General features: G+C 64.3%; 15 protein-coding genes. All 15 read right to left on the bottom strand.

What is annotated here, in order from left to right; all coding sequences use genetic code 11:
• Entirely contained in the window at positions 1-939 is a 939-nt protein-coding gene (locus VJ307_05260) for an NAD-dependent epimerase/dehydratase family protein (GenBank protein HJX73548.1), read from the bottom strand.
• Positions 936-1,799, bottom strand: coding sequence for a dTDP-4-dehydrorhamnose reductase (gene rfbD / locus VJ307_05265; GenBank protein HJX73549.1), 864 nt, complete (start codon positions 1,797-1,799; stop codon positions 936-938). Before rfbD ends, VJ307_05260 begins: the two co-directional genes overlap by 4 nt.
• Positions 1,800-1,860: 61 nt before the next feature.
• On the bottom strand, positions 1,861-4,032 hold the full coding sequence (gene lptD, locus VJ307_05270; protein HJX73550.1) for an LPS assembly protein LptD: 2,172 nt from the start codon (positions 4,030-4,032) through the stop codon (positions 1,861-1,863).
• Positions 4,029-5,327 carry a folylpolyglutamate synthase/dihydrofolate synthase family protein gene (locus tag VJ307_05275; protein ID HJX73551.1) on the bottom strand — a complete coding sequence of 433 codons (1,299 nt, stop codon included), beginning with the start codon at positions 5,325-5,327 and terminating at the stop codon, positions 4,029-4,031. The genes lptD and VJ307_05275 overlap by 4 nt, the downstream gene beginning before the upstream one ends.
• On the bottom strand, positions 5,324-6,172 hold the full coding sequence (gene accD, locus VJ307_05280) for an acetyl-CoA carboxylase, carboxyltransferase subunit beta (GenBank protein ID HJX73552.1): 849 nt from the start codon (positions 6,170-6,172) through the stop codon (positions 5,324-5,326). Before accD ends, VJ307_05275 begins: the two co-directional genes overlap by 4 nt.
• A gap of 7 nt (positions 6,173-6,179) precedes the next feature.
• A complete protein-coding gene (gene trpA, locus VJ307_05285) occupies positions 6,180-6,980 on the bottom strand; it encodes a tryptophan synthase subunit alpha (GenBank protein HJX73553.1) in 801 nt (266 codons plus the stop codon).
• A complete protein-coding gene (trpB, locus tag VJ307_05290; GenBank protein HJX73554.1) occupies positions 6,961-8,178 on the bottom strand; it encodes a tryptophan synthase subunit beta in 1,218 nt (405 codons plus the stop codon). Before trpB ends, trpA begins: the two co-directional genes overlap by 20 nt.
• The gene (locus VJ307_05295) at positions 8,159-8,836 is read right to left on the bottom strand and encodes a phosphoribosylanthranilate isomerase (protein HJX73555.1); all 678 of its coding nucleotides are present in this window, start codon (positions 8,834-8,836) and stop codon (positions 8,159-8,161) included. Before VJ307_05295 ends, trpB begins: the two co-directional genes overlap by 20 nt.
• An 8-nt stretch (positions 8,837-8,844) precedes the next feature.
• Positions 8,845-10,203, bottom strand: coding sequence for a TrpB-like pyridoxal phosphate-dependent enzyme (locus VJ307_05300; GenBank protein HJX73556.1), 1,359 nt, complete (start codon positions 10,201-10,203; stop codon positions 8,845-8,847).
• Positions 10,182-11,018: an indole-3-glycerol phosphate synthase TrpC gene (gene trpC / locus VJ307_05305; protein HJX73557.1), complete on the bottom strand. Its 837-nt coding sequence runs from the start codon at positions 11,016-11,018 to the stop codon at positions 10,182-10,184. Before trpC ends, VJ307_05300 begins: the two co-directional genes overlap by 22 nt.
• Complete coding sequence (locus VJ307_05310) at positions 11,015-12,643, bottom strand: bifunctional anthranilate synthase component II/anthranilate phosphoribosyltransferase (protein HJX73558.1); 1,629 nt, start codon at positions 12,641-12,643, stop codon at positions 11,015-11,017. Before VJ307_05310 ends, trpC begins: the two co-directional genes overlap by 4 nt.
• Positions 12,640-14,133, bottom strand: a complete 1,494-nt coding sequence (trpE, locus tag VJ307_05315) for an anthranilate synthase component I (GenBank protein ID HJX73559.1) — start codon at positions 14,131-14,133, stop codon at positions 12,640-12,642. The genes VJ307_05310 and trpE overlap by 4 nt, the downstream gene beginning before the upstream one ends.
• Before the next feature lie 7 nt (positions 14,134-14,140).
• A complete protein-coding gene (locus VJ307_05320; GenBank protein ID HJX73560.1) occupies positions 14,141-14,803 on the bottom strand; it encodes an SPOR domain-containing protein in 663 nt (220 codons plus the stop codon).
• Positions 14,800-16,464 carry an arginine--tRNA ligase gene (gene argS / locus VJ307_05325; GenBank protein HJX73561.1) on the bottom strand — a complete coding sequence of 555 codons (1,665 nt, stop codon included), beginning with the start codon at positions 16,462-16,464 and terminating at the stop codon, positions 14,800-14,802. Before argS ends, VJ307_05320 begins: the two co-directional genes overlap by 4 nt.
• Positions 16,465-16,686: 222 nt before the next feature.
• Positions 16,687-16,882, bottom strand: a 196-nt coding sequence (locus VJ307_05330) for a cold-shock protein (protein HJX73562.1), incomplete at its 5' end; no start/stop codon positions are given.

The raw sequence follows: 16,882 nt of genomic DNA on the forward strand, positions 1-16,882 counted from the left end.
CTACCATGTGCCGGAAGTTCGTATCTTTTCTCGGAAGAAAGAAAGCGTCCGGGCGAGTCCTTCCTCCAATGAGGTTTCAGGATACCACTCGAGCTCCTCCAACGCCAGACGGTTTTCCAGGCAGGACCGCTGCTGCTCCCCCGGCATGGCGGGCCCGTGGATCTCCTCCTGGGAGCTCCCTGCGAGGTCGCGGATCAATCGGAATATCGTGTTCACACTCGTCTCGATCCCGGTTCCGATGTTGAGGGAACGTCCTCCCCCCCGATGGAGCGCGGCAAGGTTCGCCCGGACGACTTCTCTCACGTACACGTAATCCCGGGTTTGCTCCCCGTCCCCGTTCACGATCGCCGTCTGGCCGCGCAGCAACCTCTCGCAGAAAATCGCGACGACGCCCGCCTCCCCGTGCGGGTCCTGCCTCGGCCCGTACACGTTCGCGTAGCGAAGCGCGGTGTAGTCGAGACCGTACTGGGTCCGGTAAAAATGCAGGTAGAGCTCGACGGCGATTTTTGCCGCCCCGTAAGGACTCACGGGCCTCGTCGGATGGGTCTCGTCGGCGGGGTAGACGTCCTGCTCGCCGTACCCGGCACCCCCCGACGACGCGAAGAGGAACTTCCGCACGCCGTTCTCCCGGCATGCCTCCAAAAGCCGGATCGTCCCGAGAATATTCACCTCCGCGTCGACCATCGGATCCGCGACGGAAGCCCGCACGTTGATCTGGGCCGCGTGGTGGTTGACGACTTCGGGGCGGAAGGTCCGGATCGCCTCCACCGCCGTGTCCGATCCGATGTCGCAAAGGACGAACCGGGCGGCCGCGGGAACGTTTTCCTTCTTGCCCGACGAAAGGTTGTCGATGACGAATAGCTCGTGCCCGGCTTCTGCATAGGCGTCCGCGATGTTCGATCCGATGAAACCGGCGCCCCCCGTCAACAGGATTTTCATGAGCCCTCCTCCTTTTGCCGTTCGGTCCGGAGGAAATCGAGTACGGCATCCTCCCAGCGCCTCGGGGCGACCCCGGTTGCCTCCCGGTATTTTTTCTTGCTGAGCACGGCATAGAGAGGTCGCGGCGCGGGGTACGTCTCCCGGGAAAGGTCCGACGTGGATAGGGGCGACAGGCGTGCCTCCCGTTTCCCGGCATGCGCGAGAAGGAACGACGCATAATCGAAAAACGTGGTTTCCCCCTCGTTGGAAAAATGGAATGTCCCCCGCGCCCCGGCATCCAGAAGACGCTTCACGGCGTCGGAAAGATCCCGGGTGTAGGTCGGGGACCCCTTCTGGTCGGACACGACCGCCAGTTCCTCCCCTCTCCCTGCCCGCTCGAGGATGGAGAGGAGAAAATTCCCTCCGTGGGCCCCGAACAGCCACTGGGTGCGCAGGAGAAGAGAACCCGGGGCGACCTCCCGCAACGCCTCCTCGGCGGCGAGTTTGCTCCTGCCGTATGCCGACAGCGGTCCCGGAGGGTCGCTTTCCTCGTAGGGTCGGTCCGACGTACCGTCGAACACGTAGTCCGTCCCGAACGTGACGAGCAACGCCCCGTGCGCCCGACAGGCCAGCGCCACGTTCCGGGTCCCCCCCGCGTTGAGAGCGAAGGCGGCCTCCTCCTCCGCTTCCGCCCGGTCCACGGCCGTGTAGGCGGCGCAGTGAACGACCACGTGCGGGGCAAATCCGCCGATCACGCGCATGCACTCCTCCGCGCGGGCAACGTCGCACTCCTCCCGGTCGGTTGCCAGGATCTCGTATTCCCCGGAAAACGATCGAACGATGTCCCGGCCGAGCAACCCGTTGGCCCCGGTGATCAACATCCTTTTCTTCCGTGCGGCCGGTCTGTGACTTGCCATTCGCGTCCCGCCCCCGAGTCCGCCCCTACATCCCGACCGTCCCGATTCCGGTCAGCCCGAAGGTAATGCGGAAACTGGTCTCGTCGGGCCGGGTCTTCCGGTTCACCACGAACCCCACGCTCCAGCATTCGCTGCGCGGGAAAAACGTAAGCTTCGCCGATCCATCGGTCAGCTCCTGATTTTGCAAGGAATAGCTCGCCGACGTCTCCAGCCCGAGAAACCGGAACAGACGAAAGTTGAGCAGGGCGTGAACATCCTCCGACAGCTCCCGGGTGGTTCGGTACTCCAGAAGAGCACGGTTCCGGTCGTCTTTTCTCCACTCCCCTCCCATCGAGGCGGTGGTGAACCCGCCATTCCCGGTATCGAAGAGGGCCTCCCCCGAAATTCTCCAGTGCAAAGCGGGGACGACGTGAAACCGCGCGAAGAGGTCCGAAGACCGGGAGTTCCTCCGTCCCGTCCGGCCGGCGGCCAGGTCGATCTCGTCCTGCAGGACCCGCACGTACGGGGAAAGGGGATCGACGTACGGGGAACCGGTCTCCTTGCGGTCCCCCGTCTCGAGGGCCCAGGAAAGTTCGAGGACCGCGATTTCCGAAGGGGCGCCCTCGTCGACGCGAAGCAGACGCTGGTACAGCGAGAAAAGGAACTGCCGTTGCCGACCGACCCGGGACCACATGTCCGTTAAGGAAATGTCGCTCTGGCTGACCTCGGGCACGAAACGGAAGCCCGCCACCGGACTGACCAAATGGACGATGCGGCTTTCCCGCCCTCCCCGGAATTCCTTCTGGAAGTCCAGTTCCAGGGAGGCTCCCGCGTTGGGAACGCCCCGTCCCCCGCTGCGCGTGTCCGTCCGGTCCGACGTGGGAACCGAACCGAGGAAATCCAGCGAAACAAAGGGCGTGAAGAAGACCGACGGGGAAAGCGTGAAGACCCGGGAAAGAGTCGCCGATCCCCTCCCCCTGGCCTCCCGGTCTCCGCCCCGGCGGTAGAAATAGGTGGCCTGCGCTTCCCCACCGGCGGTGATCCCCGTGTTTCCCAGGGAACGGGGGAGAATCGTGGCCGTGTATTCGGGAAGCCTTTGCACGGTGTTGTCATCGGGAGTCCCCTGGAGATCTTCCACCCAGTCCACGGAAAGGGACTGCGAATCGTTCGATCCCTTCCAGGCGGTGAATCCGCGCGACGGGACGTGCCGGGACGTCCGCAGGATGTCATCGTCCACCAGGTCGACGTAGTAGGAATCGTCCGAGGGGATGTCCCAACGGGCGTTCATCGACCAGTGCTCCGAGTACCGGAACCGGTTTTCCCCGAAGAACCGGTATCGGGTATCGGCCGTGACATGGTCGCGGAACAGGGTCGCGTTGACGGTCCCTTCCGAGGCGTTGTTGAGCACGAAGCGGTACTCCGCCTCCGGCCGGAACCCCCTCCGCGTCATGGCGTCCAGGGTGAAGGTGGCGTCGCTCCACCGGTTGATGGCCCAGTAATAGGGAACCTGGAACGAATACCCCCGCGAGGAACTATGAAAAAAGGAGGGAAGCAACAATCCGCTTTGCCTTTTGAGCTTGACGGGAAATGCCGCCCACGGAACCCAGAGGACGGGGACGCCCCGGATGTTGAACGTGACGTCCTTGGCAACGGCATAGCCGTCGATCGTCACCTCCGTTTTTCCGATTCCGAATTTCCAGTCCGGCTCGGGCTCGCACGGACAGGTCGTAAGCTCCCCCTTCCGGATGAAAAAGGACCGCTTCCCGGTTTTCTCGAACCGCTCGCTCGCGATCTGGTAGTTGCTCGAGCTGATCCGTATCCTTCCGTTGTACAGCACACCGAGCTCGTTCCGGATGTTCAGCACGATCCGGTCGAACGAAAACTCGTCCCCTTCCTGTTCGTATCGAACGTGACCGGCGAACTCCGCCTCTCCCGATCTCGCATCGTAGCGGATCCGGTCCGCCCGTACCGTCCGGGGCCCGAACCCGACTTCCACGTTTCCTTCGGCAAGTGCGACTCCGTTCTCCTCGTCGTAGGATACCGTGTCCGCGGTTAGGGTCACGGGAGATCCCAGGGGGAGCCCTCCGGCAAGTTTCGGTGCGATTTCGGAAAGGTTCCCGGGGAATTCGGCCACGGAGGTCCGCACCCCTCCGAAGAAAGCGGCCGCGATCATTGCGCACGCAAGGAACACGGCCTTTCTTTCCCTCCCGAAAATCACGCGAATCCTCCGCCGCGGAACCGGTAGGCATCCGCCGCCGCCATCAGGGAACCGCACACGATGACCATACCGTCCTTCCCCGCCCACCGCCGCGCGATTTCCCACCCGTCGGGAAAGTCTTTCGCATCCCGGTGGCGGATCCCCGCTTTCCCGAGTGCGGAGGACAGGACGGGCAGCGGAGCCGCCCGTTCGGTCTCCATGGGGTAGGCGACGACCCCGTCCACGACAGGCGCGATCTCCCTCAGGAACCCGGCGATGTCCTTGTCGGCGAGCATACTCCAGAGTGCCACGATCCTGTTCGCATCCCGGGAATTCTTTCGCTTCGCCAGTTCCGCGGCCAGGACGCGCGCAGCGTCCGGGTTGTGGGCCCCGTCGACCCATGCACGGGCGTTTTTTCTGCCGGGCAAGGGCGTGTACCGGCCGGGCCATCTCGCCCCCGACAGCGCCCCGCGCACGGCGCGCGCAAAGCCTTTCCCCGCCCCCCCCCGGGATGCCGCGACGACCCAGGATGCCGCGCAGGCCAACACGGCGTTGTGGCGCTGGAACTCCCCCTGCATCCGGATCCTGATCCGGGGCAGGGAGATTCCGGGAAGGTGAACGGTCATGCTCCCCTCCGGCGTAACCTCCCATCGAAAGTCGCGGCCGATCTCCCAGACGCGGCTCCCCTTCTCCCGTGCCACGGCCATCACGACCCTCCGTGCGGCCGGCGCGAGTTTCCCCAGGATCGCGGGGATGTTTTCCCGCAGGATCCCCGCCTTCTCGGAGGCGATCCCGGCAAGGGATCTTCCCAGCCATTCCGCATGGTCCCTTCCGATGTTCGTGATGACGGACACCTCGGGGAGGCACAGGTTCGTCGCATCCCATCGCCCTCCGAGGCCGGTCTCCATGACGGCCATGGCGACTTCCCCGCGACGGAACCAGTCGCACGCGATCCATGTCATCATTTCGAAGTAGGAAAGAGGTTCTCCCGTCTTCGCCGCGACCTTCCGGGACAACGCGGAGACTCTCGCCCCGCACCGCGCGAACTCGTCGGAGGGGATCCTCTCCCCTCCCACGCGGATCCTCTCCTCCGGCGAAAGAAGATGAGGGGAGGTATAGAGGCCGACGGGTTCCGGCAGCATCCGCCGAAGGATCGCCTCCGTGAAGCAGGCGGTCGATCCCTTTCCGTTCGTCCCCGCGATGTGAACCGTCCGGAAGGCGCGTTCGGGGTGCCCGGTCATCCCGAATGCCGCGCGAATGCGTTCGAGACCCGGGCGGATCCGTTCCGGGCCCCGGGGCCCCCCGGTGTTCCTCATTTCCCGGAGGGGGGCTCCAGGAACCGGAGAATCTGCGTCAGCGACGGCTTGAGTTTCGTCCGCTCGACGATCATGTCCACCATCCCGTGTTCCAGAAGAAACTCGGCGCGTTGGAACCCCTCCGGAAGCTTCTGCTTGATCGTCTGCTCGATGACGCGGGGACCGGCGAACCCGATGAGAGCGCCGGGCTCCGATATGATGATGTCGCCCAGCATCGAGAAGCTCGCCGCCACGCCTCCCGTGGTGGGATCGGTCATCACGCTGATATAGGGCAGTTTCGCCTCGGACAGCCTTGCCAGGGCCGCGCTGGTCTTCGCCATCTGCATCAGCGACAGCGTCCCCTCCTGCATCCTCGCCCCCCCGGACGCGCTGAAAATGATCAGGGGGCACCGGAGTTCCAGGGCTTGCTCGCAGGCGATGGCGATCTTCTCCCCCACCACGCACCCCATCGAGCCGCCGAGGAACTCGAAGTCGAGGACGCCGAGGACGACCCCGATTCCGTTGATCCTCGCGATCCCTGTGATCACCGCCTCCTTGCGGCCCGTTTTCTTCTTCGCCTCCTTGAGGCGGTCGGTGTACTTTTTCGTGTCCGTGAACACGAGCATGTCGACGGACTCGAGATCATCCCCGAACTCCTGGAAGGTCCCCTCGTCGACGACGGTGCGGATTCTTTCCAGCGCGGGGATCCGGAAGTGGTAGTTGCATTTCGGGCAGACGTTCAGGTTCCGCTCGACCTCGGGCTTGTAGATGATCTCGAGGCAGGCTCCGCACTTGATCCACATCCCCTCGGGGGTCTTGATCCGTTTCTCCCCTTCCTCTTTCCTCCGGAACAGTCGTATCGCCATCGTTGTCTCACCTCATCGACTTTTTGAGGGATTGAACGAACCGCCGGAGGGCCGTAGGCCCCCGCCGCGACGTCCCGTAACGCTCCACCACCCTGACGCAGGCGCTCCCGACGACCGCGGCGTCGGCGTGGGTAGTGGCGGCGGCCGCCATGGCGGGACGGGAAATCCCGAAACCGACCGCGACCGGAAGACGGCTCTGCCTCTTTACCTCCCGCGTCCATCCCAGCAACCGGGGGGGAAGCGATTTCCTGACCCCCGTGATCCCGGTCACCGAGATCAGGTACAGGAAGCCGGACCCCGCCGCGTCCGCCCTGCGGACCCGGTCCCGGCCGCTGGTCGGGGAAATCAGGGGGATCCAGTCGAGTCCCGATCGCTTCGCCTCCGGCGCCATCTCCCCGGATTCCTCCAAAGGGAGGTCCACCACAAGGATCCCGTCCGCGCCCGCGGAGCGGGCGTCCCCGCAGAACTTCCGGATCCCGTACTGAAGGAACGGGTTGTAGTATCCGAAGATCACCACCGGCGTGTCATATTTCTTCCGGAAGGCCGACACGAGGGACAGGGCGCGCCCGGTGGTCATACCGCCCGCCAGGGATCGGCGAAAGGCCGCCTGGATCGTCGGCCCGTCCGCCATCGGGTCGGAGAACGGGATGCCCACTTCGAGGATGTCCGCTCCCCCCTCGGCCGCCCCGCACAGGTAGGAGAGGGAGTCGCGCCGATTCGGGTCACCGGCGGTGAGATAGACCACCAGCCCTTTCTCCCCGGACTTCCCCAGGCGGTCGAACAACCCCTCAATGCGTGACGCGGTCAAGCCCTTTCCTCTCCGCGACGATGGCGATGTCCTTGTCTCCCCTGCCGGAGAGGTTGATGACGACCGACTCGCTCTTGCGCATCCTGCTTGCGAGGCGGAACCCGTAGGCGACCGCGTGGGCCGACTCGAGCGCCGGCATGATCCCTTCGCAATGCGTGAGAAGGGAGAAACCCTCGAGCGCCTCCTGGTCCGTGACGGCGACGTAGGTGGCCCGCCCCGAGGCTTTGAGGAACGCGTGCTCGGGCCCAACGCCCGGGTAGTCGAGCCCCGCCGAGACGGAGTGCGCCTCGCTGATCTGTCCGTCTTCGTCCTGAAGGACGAACGACTTGCTTCCGTGCAGGACGCCCACGCGACCGCGGCAAAGGGTTGCCCCGTGCCTGCCCGTCGCCAGTCCGAGCCCTCCGGCCTCCACGCCGAAAAGCCGGACCCCCGAGCGCCCGAGAAAGGAGGTAAAGATCCCCAGGGCGTTGCTGCCGCCGCCCACGCAGGCCACCACCGCCGTGGGCAGCCCCCCCTCGATCTTCCGGAACTGCCGGATGCACTCCTTCCCGATCACGGACTGGAAGTCGCGGACCATCATCGGATAGGGGTGGGGTCCCGCCGTGGACCCGATGAGGTAGTGGGTGGACCGCACGTTCGTGACCCAGTCCCGCAATGCCTCGTTCATGGCGTCTTTCAAGGTCCTGCTTCCGGAGAGGACCGGTTTGACCTCCGCTCCGAGCAGGCGCATCCGAATGACGTTCGTTTCCTGGCGACGGATGTCCTCCGAGCCCATGTAGACCACGCAGGAAATCCCCATCTTCGCGCACACCGTCGCGGCGGCGACTCCGTGCTGGCCCGCCCCCGTCTCGGCGATGATCCGGAGCTTTCCCATCTTTCTTGCCAGAAGGCCCTGCCCGAGCGTGTTGTTGATCTTGTGGGAGCCCGTGTGGGCAAGATCCTCGCGCTTGAGGTAGATTTTCGCCCCTTTTCCTTTTTCCGTGAGGCGGCGCGCGAAAGAGAGGGGGGTGGGCCGGCCGGCGTACTCCCGGAGGAGGCCGGTAAGTTCCGCGCGGAATTCCCTGTCCCCGACCGCGATCCGGTACTCCCTCTCCAGGTCGATGAGAGCGGTCATGAGCGTTTCCGCCACGTATCTCCCCCCGAACGGGCCGAAATGCCCCGCCCGGTCGGGCCGCCGTCTACCCGCTGATGCCCGCAATCCCGAATCCCTCCTTCGCGTTGTCGACGAACGACTTCATTTTTCCCGCGTCCTTCCTGCCGGGCGATGTCTCGACGCCGGATGCCACGTCCACCCCGAAGGGGCGCGCCGTCCGGATCGCCTCCGCCACGTTCTCCGGCGTCAGGCCCCCGGCAAGAAGCCATGGCCTGCCCGAACCGGTCGAGCCGGCTGCCCCGAACCGCACAAGAGGGCCTCCTACCGTGCGGCCGAGAACCTTCCAGTCGAGGGGCCTTCCTGTCCCCCCGTATCTTCCGGGGACGGCCGCATCGAGAAGAAAAGCGCTGCACGGGTAATCCCGAAACGCTTCGAGGGAAACCCCGCCCTCCCCGTGCACGGCCTTGATCACCGGAAACGGCATCCGGGCGGCGCTATCCGCGGGCTCCCGTCCCGACAGCTGCACCACCCGGATCCCCAGATCGCCGCATATCCCGACGATCCTCTCCGGGCTCTCGTTGACGAACACGCCCACGACGGTAGCGCTCTTCCCTATCGCTTCCACGATCGGCGCCGCGACCTGCGGGTCCACGTACCGCGCCGATTCCGTGAAGAAATTGATCCCCACCGCGTCCACGCCGGCTTCTACGGCCAGAGCCGCGTCTTCGGGGGAGGTCACCCCGCACACCTTGATCCGGAACATCTCCCTCCTTACGTCCCCACCTTCGGCAGGCGGGAGAGCGCTTCGCGGATCTGGCTCTCCGGGTGCTCGTGGTCGACAAGCTTGCCCGCCAGGAAATCGTCGTACGCCGCAAGGTCCAAGAAACCATGGCCGCTCAGATTGAAGAGGATCGCTCTCTCCTTCCCCTCCTCGTCCGCCCTCTTCGCCTCGACGATCGCCGAGTGGATGGCATGCGCCGTTTCGGGCGCGGGCAGGATCCCTTCCGCCCGTGCGAAGACCAGCGCGCTCTGGAAAACTCCCGTCTGGTGATAGGCCTGCGCCTCGATCAGCCCCTCATGGCAGAGCTGGCTGACCAGGGGAGAATCTCCGTGGTAGCGCAGCCCCCCCGCATGGATCCCCGCCGGAACGAAATCGTGGCCGAGGGTGTACATTTTCACGAGCGGTGTCAGCCGTGCCGTGTCTCCGAAGTCATAGGCGTACACTCCCTTGGTCAGGGTCGGGCAGGAGGCCGGTTCCACGGCGATCACGCGCAGGTTCCTGCTCCCCGCGATCTTGTCGCGAAGGAACGGGAACGCAAGACCGGACATGTTGCTTCCGCCGCCGACGCAGCCGATGATCACGTCCGGATAGTCGTTGGCGATCTTCATCTGTTCCTGGCATTCCAGGCCGATCACCGTCTGGTGAAGCAGGACGTGGTTCAGCACCGAACCCAGCGAGTAGCTTGTGTCCTCCCGGGTGGCGGCATCCTCCACCGCTTCGCTGATCGCGATCCCGAGCGATCCCGGCGAATCCGGGTCGGAGGCCAGGATCTGCCTGCCGCACTGGGTGTCCTCGCTCGGTGATGGTACGACCTTCGCTCCGAAGACCTCCATCAGCATCCGCCGATAGGGCTTCTGATAGTAGCTGACCTTCACCATGTACACCTTGCATTCGAGGCCGAAGAAGCTGGTCCCGAGTGCAAGCGCCGATCCCCACTGCCCCGCCCCCGTCTCGGTGGCGATGCGCTTCCTTCCGGCCATCTTGTTGTAATAGGCCTGCGGGATGGCGGTGTTCGGCTTATGGCTGCCCGCGGGGCTCACTCCCTCGTGCTTGAAATAGATCCGGGACCGGGTCCGGATCGCCTGCTCGAGCCGCTTGGCCCGGTACATGGGCGAAGGCCGCCAGAGAGAATAAATCTTTCGGACCTCGTCGGGGATCGGGATGAAGCGCTGCGTTGCGACCTCCTGTTCGATGAGAGCCATCGGAAACAGGGGGGCGAGGTCGTCCGGCGTGATCGGCTTGCCGGTCCCCGGGTGGAGAACCGCGGCCGGAGGGTTGGGCATGTCGGCCATGATGTTGTACCACGTCTTCGGGATTTCCGAGTCCTTCAGGATGATCTTCGTTTCCATTCGATCCGCTCCTTTCCCCGCCTTTTATTGTACACGCCATGCTTGAGCCTCCGGATCGCATTCGCCGCGTCGGCGGACCGGACGATCGCCTCTCCCACGAGAAAGGCGTCCGCCCCCATTTCGTGGAATCTTCGCACCTCCGCTCGGGAGGTAATGCCGCTTTCGACGACTTTGACCGCGCTAGGCGGCGCCTTGGGGAGGAGCCGGGCAGCCGTACCCAGGTCGACCCGAAGCGACGCGAGGTCCCGGTTGTTGATCCCGACGATCGCCGCCCCGGACCCGGCGGCGATCTCCATCTCCGCCTCGTCGTGGACTTCCACCAGGGCCTCCATTCCGAATTCCTCGGCCAGACGCACCAATTTTCCCGTTTTTTCCCCCAGCACGGAGACGATCAGCAGGACGAGGTCTGCGCCGTACGCACGCGATTCGACCACCATGTATTCGTCCAGCACAAAATCCTTCCGGAGGACGGGAAGGTCGCCGCAGGCGGCGCTTGCGTCCGAGAGATCCCGCAACGTCCCCCCGAAAAACCGGCTCTCGGTCAGCACCGACACCGCGCAGGCCCCGCCCCTCGCGTACGACCTTGCGGCTCCCGCCGCGTCGAGGTCCTTCCGGATCCATCCCCGCGAGGGGGAGGCCCTCTTGATCTCCGCGATGATGCCCGGCCCCTCTCCCAGAAGATCCCGGATGTCCCTCCGGCCTCGGTTCGCCCGGGCCCTGGCTTCGATCCCGGAGAACGGCTCGGCCGCCTTCCTTTCCTTCAGGTCTTTCCGGACGGCGGCGACGATATTCCCAAGGGGGTCCGCCGCCCTCAAGGGGAAATCCCTCCCCCTCCTCCCAGGATGGCCAGAAACGCGCGGAGCCGGTCCATCGCGGCGCCCGAATCGATCGATCGCGCAGCCAGGGCGACCCCTTCCCGGACCTCTTCCGCTTTTCCCCCCGCGACGATGGCGAATGCCGCGTTGACGAGCACCGCTTCCCGGGCGGGTCCGGGCGCCCCGGAGAGAACCTCCTTGAGGATCCGGGCATTCGTGGCGGAATCCCCCCCCTTGATCGCCTGAGACGACGCGTACTCGAACCCCGCCGATCTCGGGTCGAACAGATACCGCTTCACCTTGCCTTCCCTGACGTCCCACACGATCGTCGGGGCGGACAGGGTCACCTCGTCCATGCCGTCGGAGCCGTGGACGACGAAGGACCGCCGGTGTCCGAGTTCGGCCAGGACCCGCGCGTAGGTGTCCCCCAGCTCCTCGCTGTACACGCCGACGACCTGGCAGTTCGCGCCGGCGGGATTGCTCAAGGGCCCCAGGATGTTGAAGATCGTCCGGATTCCGATCTCGCGACGGGGTCCGATCGCGTACTTCATGGCCGAATGAAATTTCGGTGCGAACAGGAAGGTGATCCCGGCTTCGTCGAGGGCCTTCTGGACAAGCTCGAACGGCGCGCCGAGGTCCATGCCGAGGCTTTCGAGGACGTCGGCGCTTCCGGACCGGCTGGTGACCGAACGGTTCCCGTGCTTGGCCACCCGTATTCCCGCGCCTGCGGCGACGAAGGCCACGGTCGTCGAGATGTTGAACGTTCCGGAACGGTCCCCGCCCGTTCCGCAGGTGTCGAGAAGGGGCTCCCCCTCCGGGGCCCGGATTTTCGCCGCCTTCTGCCGCATGACTTCGACCGCAGCCGCGATCTCCGCCGTCGTCTCCCCCTTCATCGCCAGGCAGGAGAGGAACGACGAGATCTGGGCGGGCGTCGCCTCCCCCTCCATGATCATCCGCATGGCGTCCCGCATCCCGTCCGGCGTGAGGTCTTTTCCGGAAGCCACCTCCGAGATCGCCTCGCGCATGTTGCCGAAGCAGCGGTGCACCGGTTGCCGCGGGTCGATGAGCGAGAGGAAATTCTCGAGGATCCGCATCCCGTACTGCGTCAGGAACGACTCGGGGTGGAACTGGACGCCGAAGACGGGCCGGGAGACGTGGCGGATTCCCATCACCTCCCCGTCCTCCGATTCGGCGCACACCTCGAGGGAAGGCGGGAGCGACTCCCTCTCCACGGCGAGCGAATGGTATCGCGTCGCGGTCATCGGGTTTTCGATCAAGGAGAAGATCCCTTTCCCGTTGTGCCGGATCCGGGAGGTCTTCCCGTGCATGAGAGAGCGTGCGTGGACGATCTTGCCGCCGAAGGCCTCCCCGATGCACTGGTGCCCGAGGCACACCCCCAAAACGGGAATCCGGTCCGAAAAAGCACGGACCGCCTCGAGGGATATGCCGGCGCTGCGCGGACCGCCCGGGCCGGGGGAGATGACGAGTCCGTCGGGAGAAATCCCGGCAAGATCCGCCACCGAGACGGCGTCGTTCCGGTACACCCGGACCTCCACGCCCAGTTCACAAAGGTATTGGACGAGGTTGTACGTGAAGGAGTCGTAGTTGTCGATTACGGCGATCACCGGATTTCCCCCGACAGGTCGCCTGCCCCCACCGCCCGGAAGAGAATCCGGGCCTTGCTGCAAATCTCCTCCCACTCCCTCTCGGGGTCCGAGTCGGCGACGATCCCGGCACCCGCCTGAATCAGCGCTTCATCGCCCCGCAGCACGATCGTGCGGATGGTGATGCAGAAATCCATGCTTCCCTGGAGGTCGAAATACCCCACCGACCCCGCATAGATTCCGCGCCGGAACGGCTCCAGCTCCTCGATGATCTCCATCGCGCGGATTTTCGGAGCCCCCGTGACCGTCCCCGCCGGGAAGGTGGCGCGCAGGACGTCGAAGGCGGTCATCCCCTTTCGGAGCCTTCCGACGACATTGGACACGATGTGCATGACGTGCGAATACCGCTCCACCACCATCTGCTCGTCCACCTTGACCGTTCCCCACGCGGACACGCGGCCGACGTCGTTTCGCCCGAGATCCACCAGCATCACGTGCTCCGCGAGCTCCTTCGGGTCCGACAACAGATCGGCCTCCATCCGCCGGTCCTCCTCGGGCGTCGCTCCGCGGGGACGCGTTCCGGCGATCGGCCTCAGCTGGACGAGATCCCCCTCCAGCCGCACCAGGACCTCCGGAGAGGCCCCCACCACCGCAAGGTCGCCGAGTTTGAGCAGAAACATGTAGGGGGACGGATTCAGCGCACGCAGCACACGGTACACTTCGGAGGGGGAGCGTCGCGTCCGGATCTTCGCCCGGTTGGAAAGAACCGCCTGGATGACCTCCCCGTCCCGGATGTACTCCTTCGCTTTTCGGACGGCCGCCAGAAAGCTCTCCCGCGGCACCTCGAAGCCGGACTGCCGGTTTTCCTCGCCCATGGGGATATCGGTCCACGGGAGGGGTCCCTTGAGCACCTCTTTCACCTCCTCGATGGCGCGCAGGCATCGCAGATATTCCTCGGCGCCGGGCCGGCCGCCCCCCATCTGCCCGTGCGCCACGATCCGGATCGTGTGCTTCACGTTGTCGAAAATCACGAGACGGGAGGGAAAAAGGAACAGGGCATCGGGAGTCCCTTCCGGCGGATGATGGTCCGGGATCCGTTCGATGTTCCGCACGTAGTCGTAGCCGATGAACCCCACGGCTCCTCCCGAAAGTCTCGGCAGCCCCTCCGCCCGCACATACCGGATCCCCGCGAGAATCCCCTCCAGCTCCCGCATCGGGTCTTTCGTCCCCTGGCGAACTTCGGTATTCCCTCCCCGGGTGATCGTCACTTGGGATATGTCGGCGCGAAACCGGATATACGGATCGAACCCGATGAAAGAATACCGGGCCCACTTCTCCCCCCCCTCGACGCTTTCCAGAAGGAAATGATCGTCGGGAAACCGCGCGGCGATTTTCAGGTACGCGGACACTGGCGTTTCCAGGTCGGCGTGGAACTCCTGCCAGACCGGAATGACCGCTCCGGGAACCCCCGCCTGGGCCAGAAAGACCTCGATGTCCGGTATCGTGATCACCGTTGGATCATTCCCGCACGAGAAACGCGTTCATCTTCCGTTCCGACTTCAGTTTCCGGATCGCCCGGTTTGCCGCGTCGCGGTCCGGGTACGGGCCGACGACAACCTTGTGGTAATCTCCCGACTTTCCGCCCGCCCCCTGCACCACAGCCGTCTTCCATCCGTCTTTTTCGAGCCGTTTCCGAAACGCCTCGGCCGCTTTCCTGTCCCGGAAGGCGGCCACCTGGATCATCAGTTTCCCTGCGCCGCCGGGATGGGACGCAGCCGGGTCGGATCCCTTTTTCCCGGGTGCCGGCTTCACGAGGAGAACGGGGGCGGACTCCTTCTTCGACAGGGTTTCGCGGAACGTGAGGCTCTTTTCGGTCTCCGTGAGACGCGCGTCCGCGCTGGGGGGAGTCACGGGGGGAACCTTTCCCGCCTCCTCGGAGAAGACGCCGATATCTTTCCGGATCTCCGAATCGCTCTCCTTTCCGATTTCGATCGGTCCCGCGACCTTGTTCGCCTCGTTTCTTCGACGCTCGGCATTCTTCTCGACGACCCTGCCCACCTGGAGGCCGATGACGAAAACCACCGCAAGAAGGACGACGGCTCCGACCACGAAGAAGGCAAACTGGGATCTCTCCCCCTCCGCCCCGCGAAAGTTTCTTTTCTTATTGTACAGATATCTCACATCTGCTCCGGTGCCGATACGCCGATCAGCGAAAGCCCGGTGGAAACGACGTTTTTGACCGCCCTGGCGAGAGCCAGCCGCCCCTGGGTGCGTTCGGGGGTTTCCCCGAGAAACCGATGGTTGTGATAGAACGCATGGAACTCCCGCGACAGATCCAGCAGATAAAAGGGGATCCGGTGAGGTTCGCGCGCCCGGGCGGAATCCGAAACGACGTCGGGAAACCGTGACACCTTCTTCATCAGGCTCACCTCGTCCGGCAGGGAGAGCGCGGACAAAGGCGGGGAATCGGAGAGAAAGATCTGTCGGGCGGCCGCTTCCCGGAAGACGCTGCAGATTCTTGCGTGGACGTACTGGATGTAATACACGGGGTTCTCGCTCGACCGTGTCTTGGCCAGGGTGAGGTCGAAATCGAGGTGGGAATGGAAACTCCGGAGAAGGTAAAAAAAGCGCGCGGCGTCGATCCCGACCTCATTTATTACCTCACGTAAAGTGGTAAATTCTCCGGAACGGGTCGACATTTGCACTGCCTTTCCTTCACGAATCAGCGTTACGAACTGCACGAGCAATATCTCGAGCCGGCTGTCGTCCTCCCCGAGCCCTCGAAGAGCCGCGGTAAGCCTGGGGGCGTACCCGTGGTGGTCGGCCCCCCAGATATCGATCACCTTCGTGAATTCCCGGCGGAACTTCTCCCGATGGTAGGCAAGGTCCGAGGCAAAATAGGTCGCCCGGCCGTCGGCGCGCACCAGGACGCGATCCTTCTCATCCCCGTGGGATTCGCTCTTGAAGTACACCGCACCCTCGGATTCGTACAGTTGCCCGCGTTTGCGCAGTTCGTCCACAACCTCATCGACGGCACCGCGTTCGTGAAGGTCCCCTTCCCGAAACCAGTGGTCGAACCGTGCGCGGAACGCCTCGAGGTCTTTTCGGATTCCTTCGAGGATCCTGTCGCACGCGATTTTCCGGAAAACGGAGGATGCATCCTCCTCGGGTACCGACAGATACCGATCGCCGACTTCATCGCGAACCTCCCGGGCGAGATCGACCAGGTAATCCCCCCGGTACCCGTCTTCCGGCAACTTCCCCTCCCCCCCGCATGCCTGCACGTAACGCGCATACAGGGATTTCCCGAGCTTCTCGATCTGGTTCCCCACGTCGTTCACATAATATTCGGTCGTCACCCGGCAGCCGGTAAAGGCCAGGATTCTCGCAAGAGCATCCCCCACGGCCGCGCCCCGGCCGTGGCCCACGTGGAGCGGGCCCGTGGGATTCGCCGATACGAACTCGAGGAGAACCCTGTCTCCGTCCGTTTGCTCGACAGAACCGAACCGTTCCCCCTTTTTCAGGGCGATCGCCAGAACCTCCCGCCATGCGCTGTCGGACAGCACGATGTTGATGAATCCCGGGCCGGCAACGGACAGTTCCCGGATCCAGCCTTCCCTGTCTTCCCGACGAATGGAATCGAGGAGTCCCGCCGCCACGTCACGGGGTTTTTTCTTCAGGTGGCGTGCCAACTGCAACGCCGCATTCGTGGAAAAATCCCCGTGCCCCTCCTGTCTCGGGATCTCCACCGATACGGGAATTTCCCCCGGCCCCCCCCACTCTTCGAATTTCCGTTTTATTCCTGCCTGAATGAGGGACTCGGTGATCTTGCGGACGTCCAACAGGCTCCTCGAAAACGCGAAAATGACTTGAAAGGTAATACGTTATAGTTAGCGACGAGGGAAGTCAACGCTTAACGCGCATTCCGCAACGGGGGGGAAAAGGGAGAAAGGATTCCGTCCGACCCCCGCGCCTCCTGTTCTCATCGGCGCCGGAACGAAAAAAAACCCCGCGTACGCGGGGCCAAACGGGTCTTATGGGAAATTTCACCGGTCCGGGGATCCCTACATCGCGACAACTTCCGACGCCTGAAGGCCTTTCGGTGTTTCCAGGATGGTGTAAACGACCGATTGCCCCTCCTTGAGCGTCCGGTACCCGTCCATCCGGATCGCCGTGTAGTGCACGAATACGTCCTTATCTCCGTCTTGCTCGATAAACCCGTACCCCTTCGTCTCGTTGAACCACTTCACCTTCCCGGTG

The organism is Candidatus Deferrimicrobiaceae bacterium (genome assembly GCA_035256765.1).
Classification (GTDB): Bacteria; Desulfobacterota; Deferrimicrobia; order Deferrimicrobiales; family Deferrimicrobiaceae; genus CSP1-8.

Excerpts from the sequence above, each read along its gene's own strand:
- VJ307_05295 (HJX73555.1), bottom strand. The coding sequence starts at position 8,836 with ATGTTCCGGATCAAGGTGTGCGGGGTGACCTCCCCCGAAGACGCGGCT.
- VJ307_05300 (HJX73556.1), bottom strand. The coding sequence starts at position 10,203 with ATGGAAACGAAGATCATCCTGAAGGACTCGGAAATCCCGAAGACGTGG.
- VJ307_05275 (HJX73551.1), bottom strand. The coding sequence starts at position 5,327 with ATGAGGAACACCGGGGGGCCCCGGGGCCCGGAACGGATCCGCCCGGGT.
- VJ307_05260 (HJX73548.1), bottom strand. The coding sequence starts at position 939 with ATGAAAATCCTGTTGACGGGGGGCGCCGGTTTCATCGGATCGAACATC.
- accD (HJX73552.1), bottom strand. The coding sequence starts at position 6,172 with ATGGCGATACGACTGTTCCGGAGGAAAGAGGAAGGGGAGAAACGGATC.
- rfbD (HJX73549.1), bottom strand. The coding sequence starts at position 1,799 with ATGTTGATCACCGGGGCCAACGGGTTGCTCGGCCGGGACATCGTTCGA.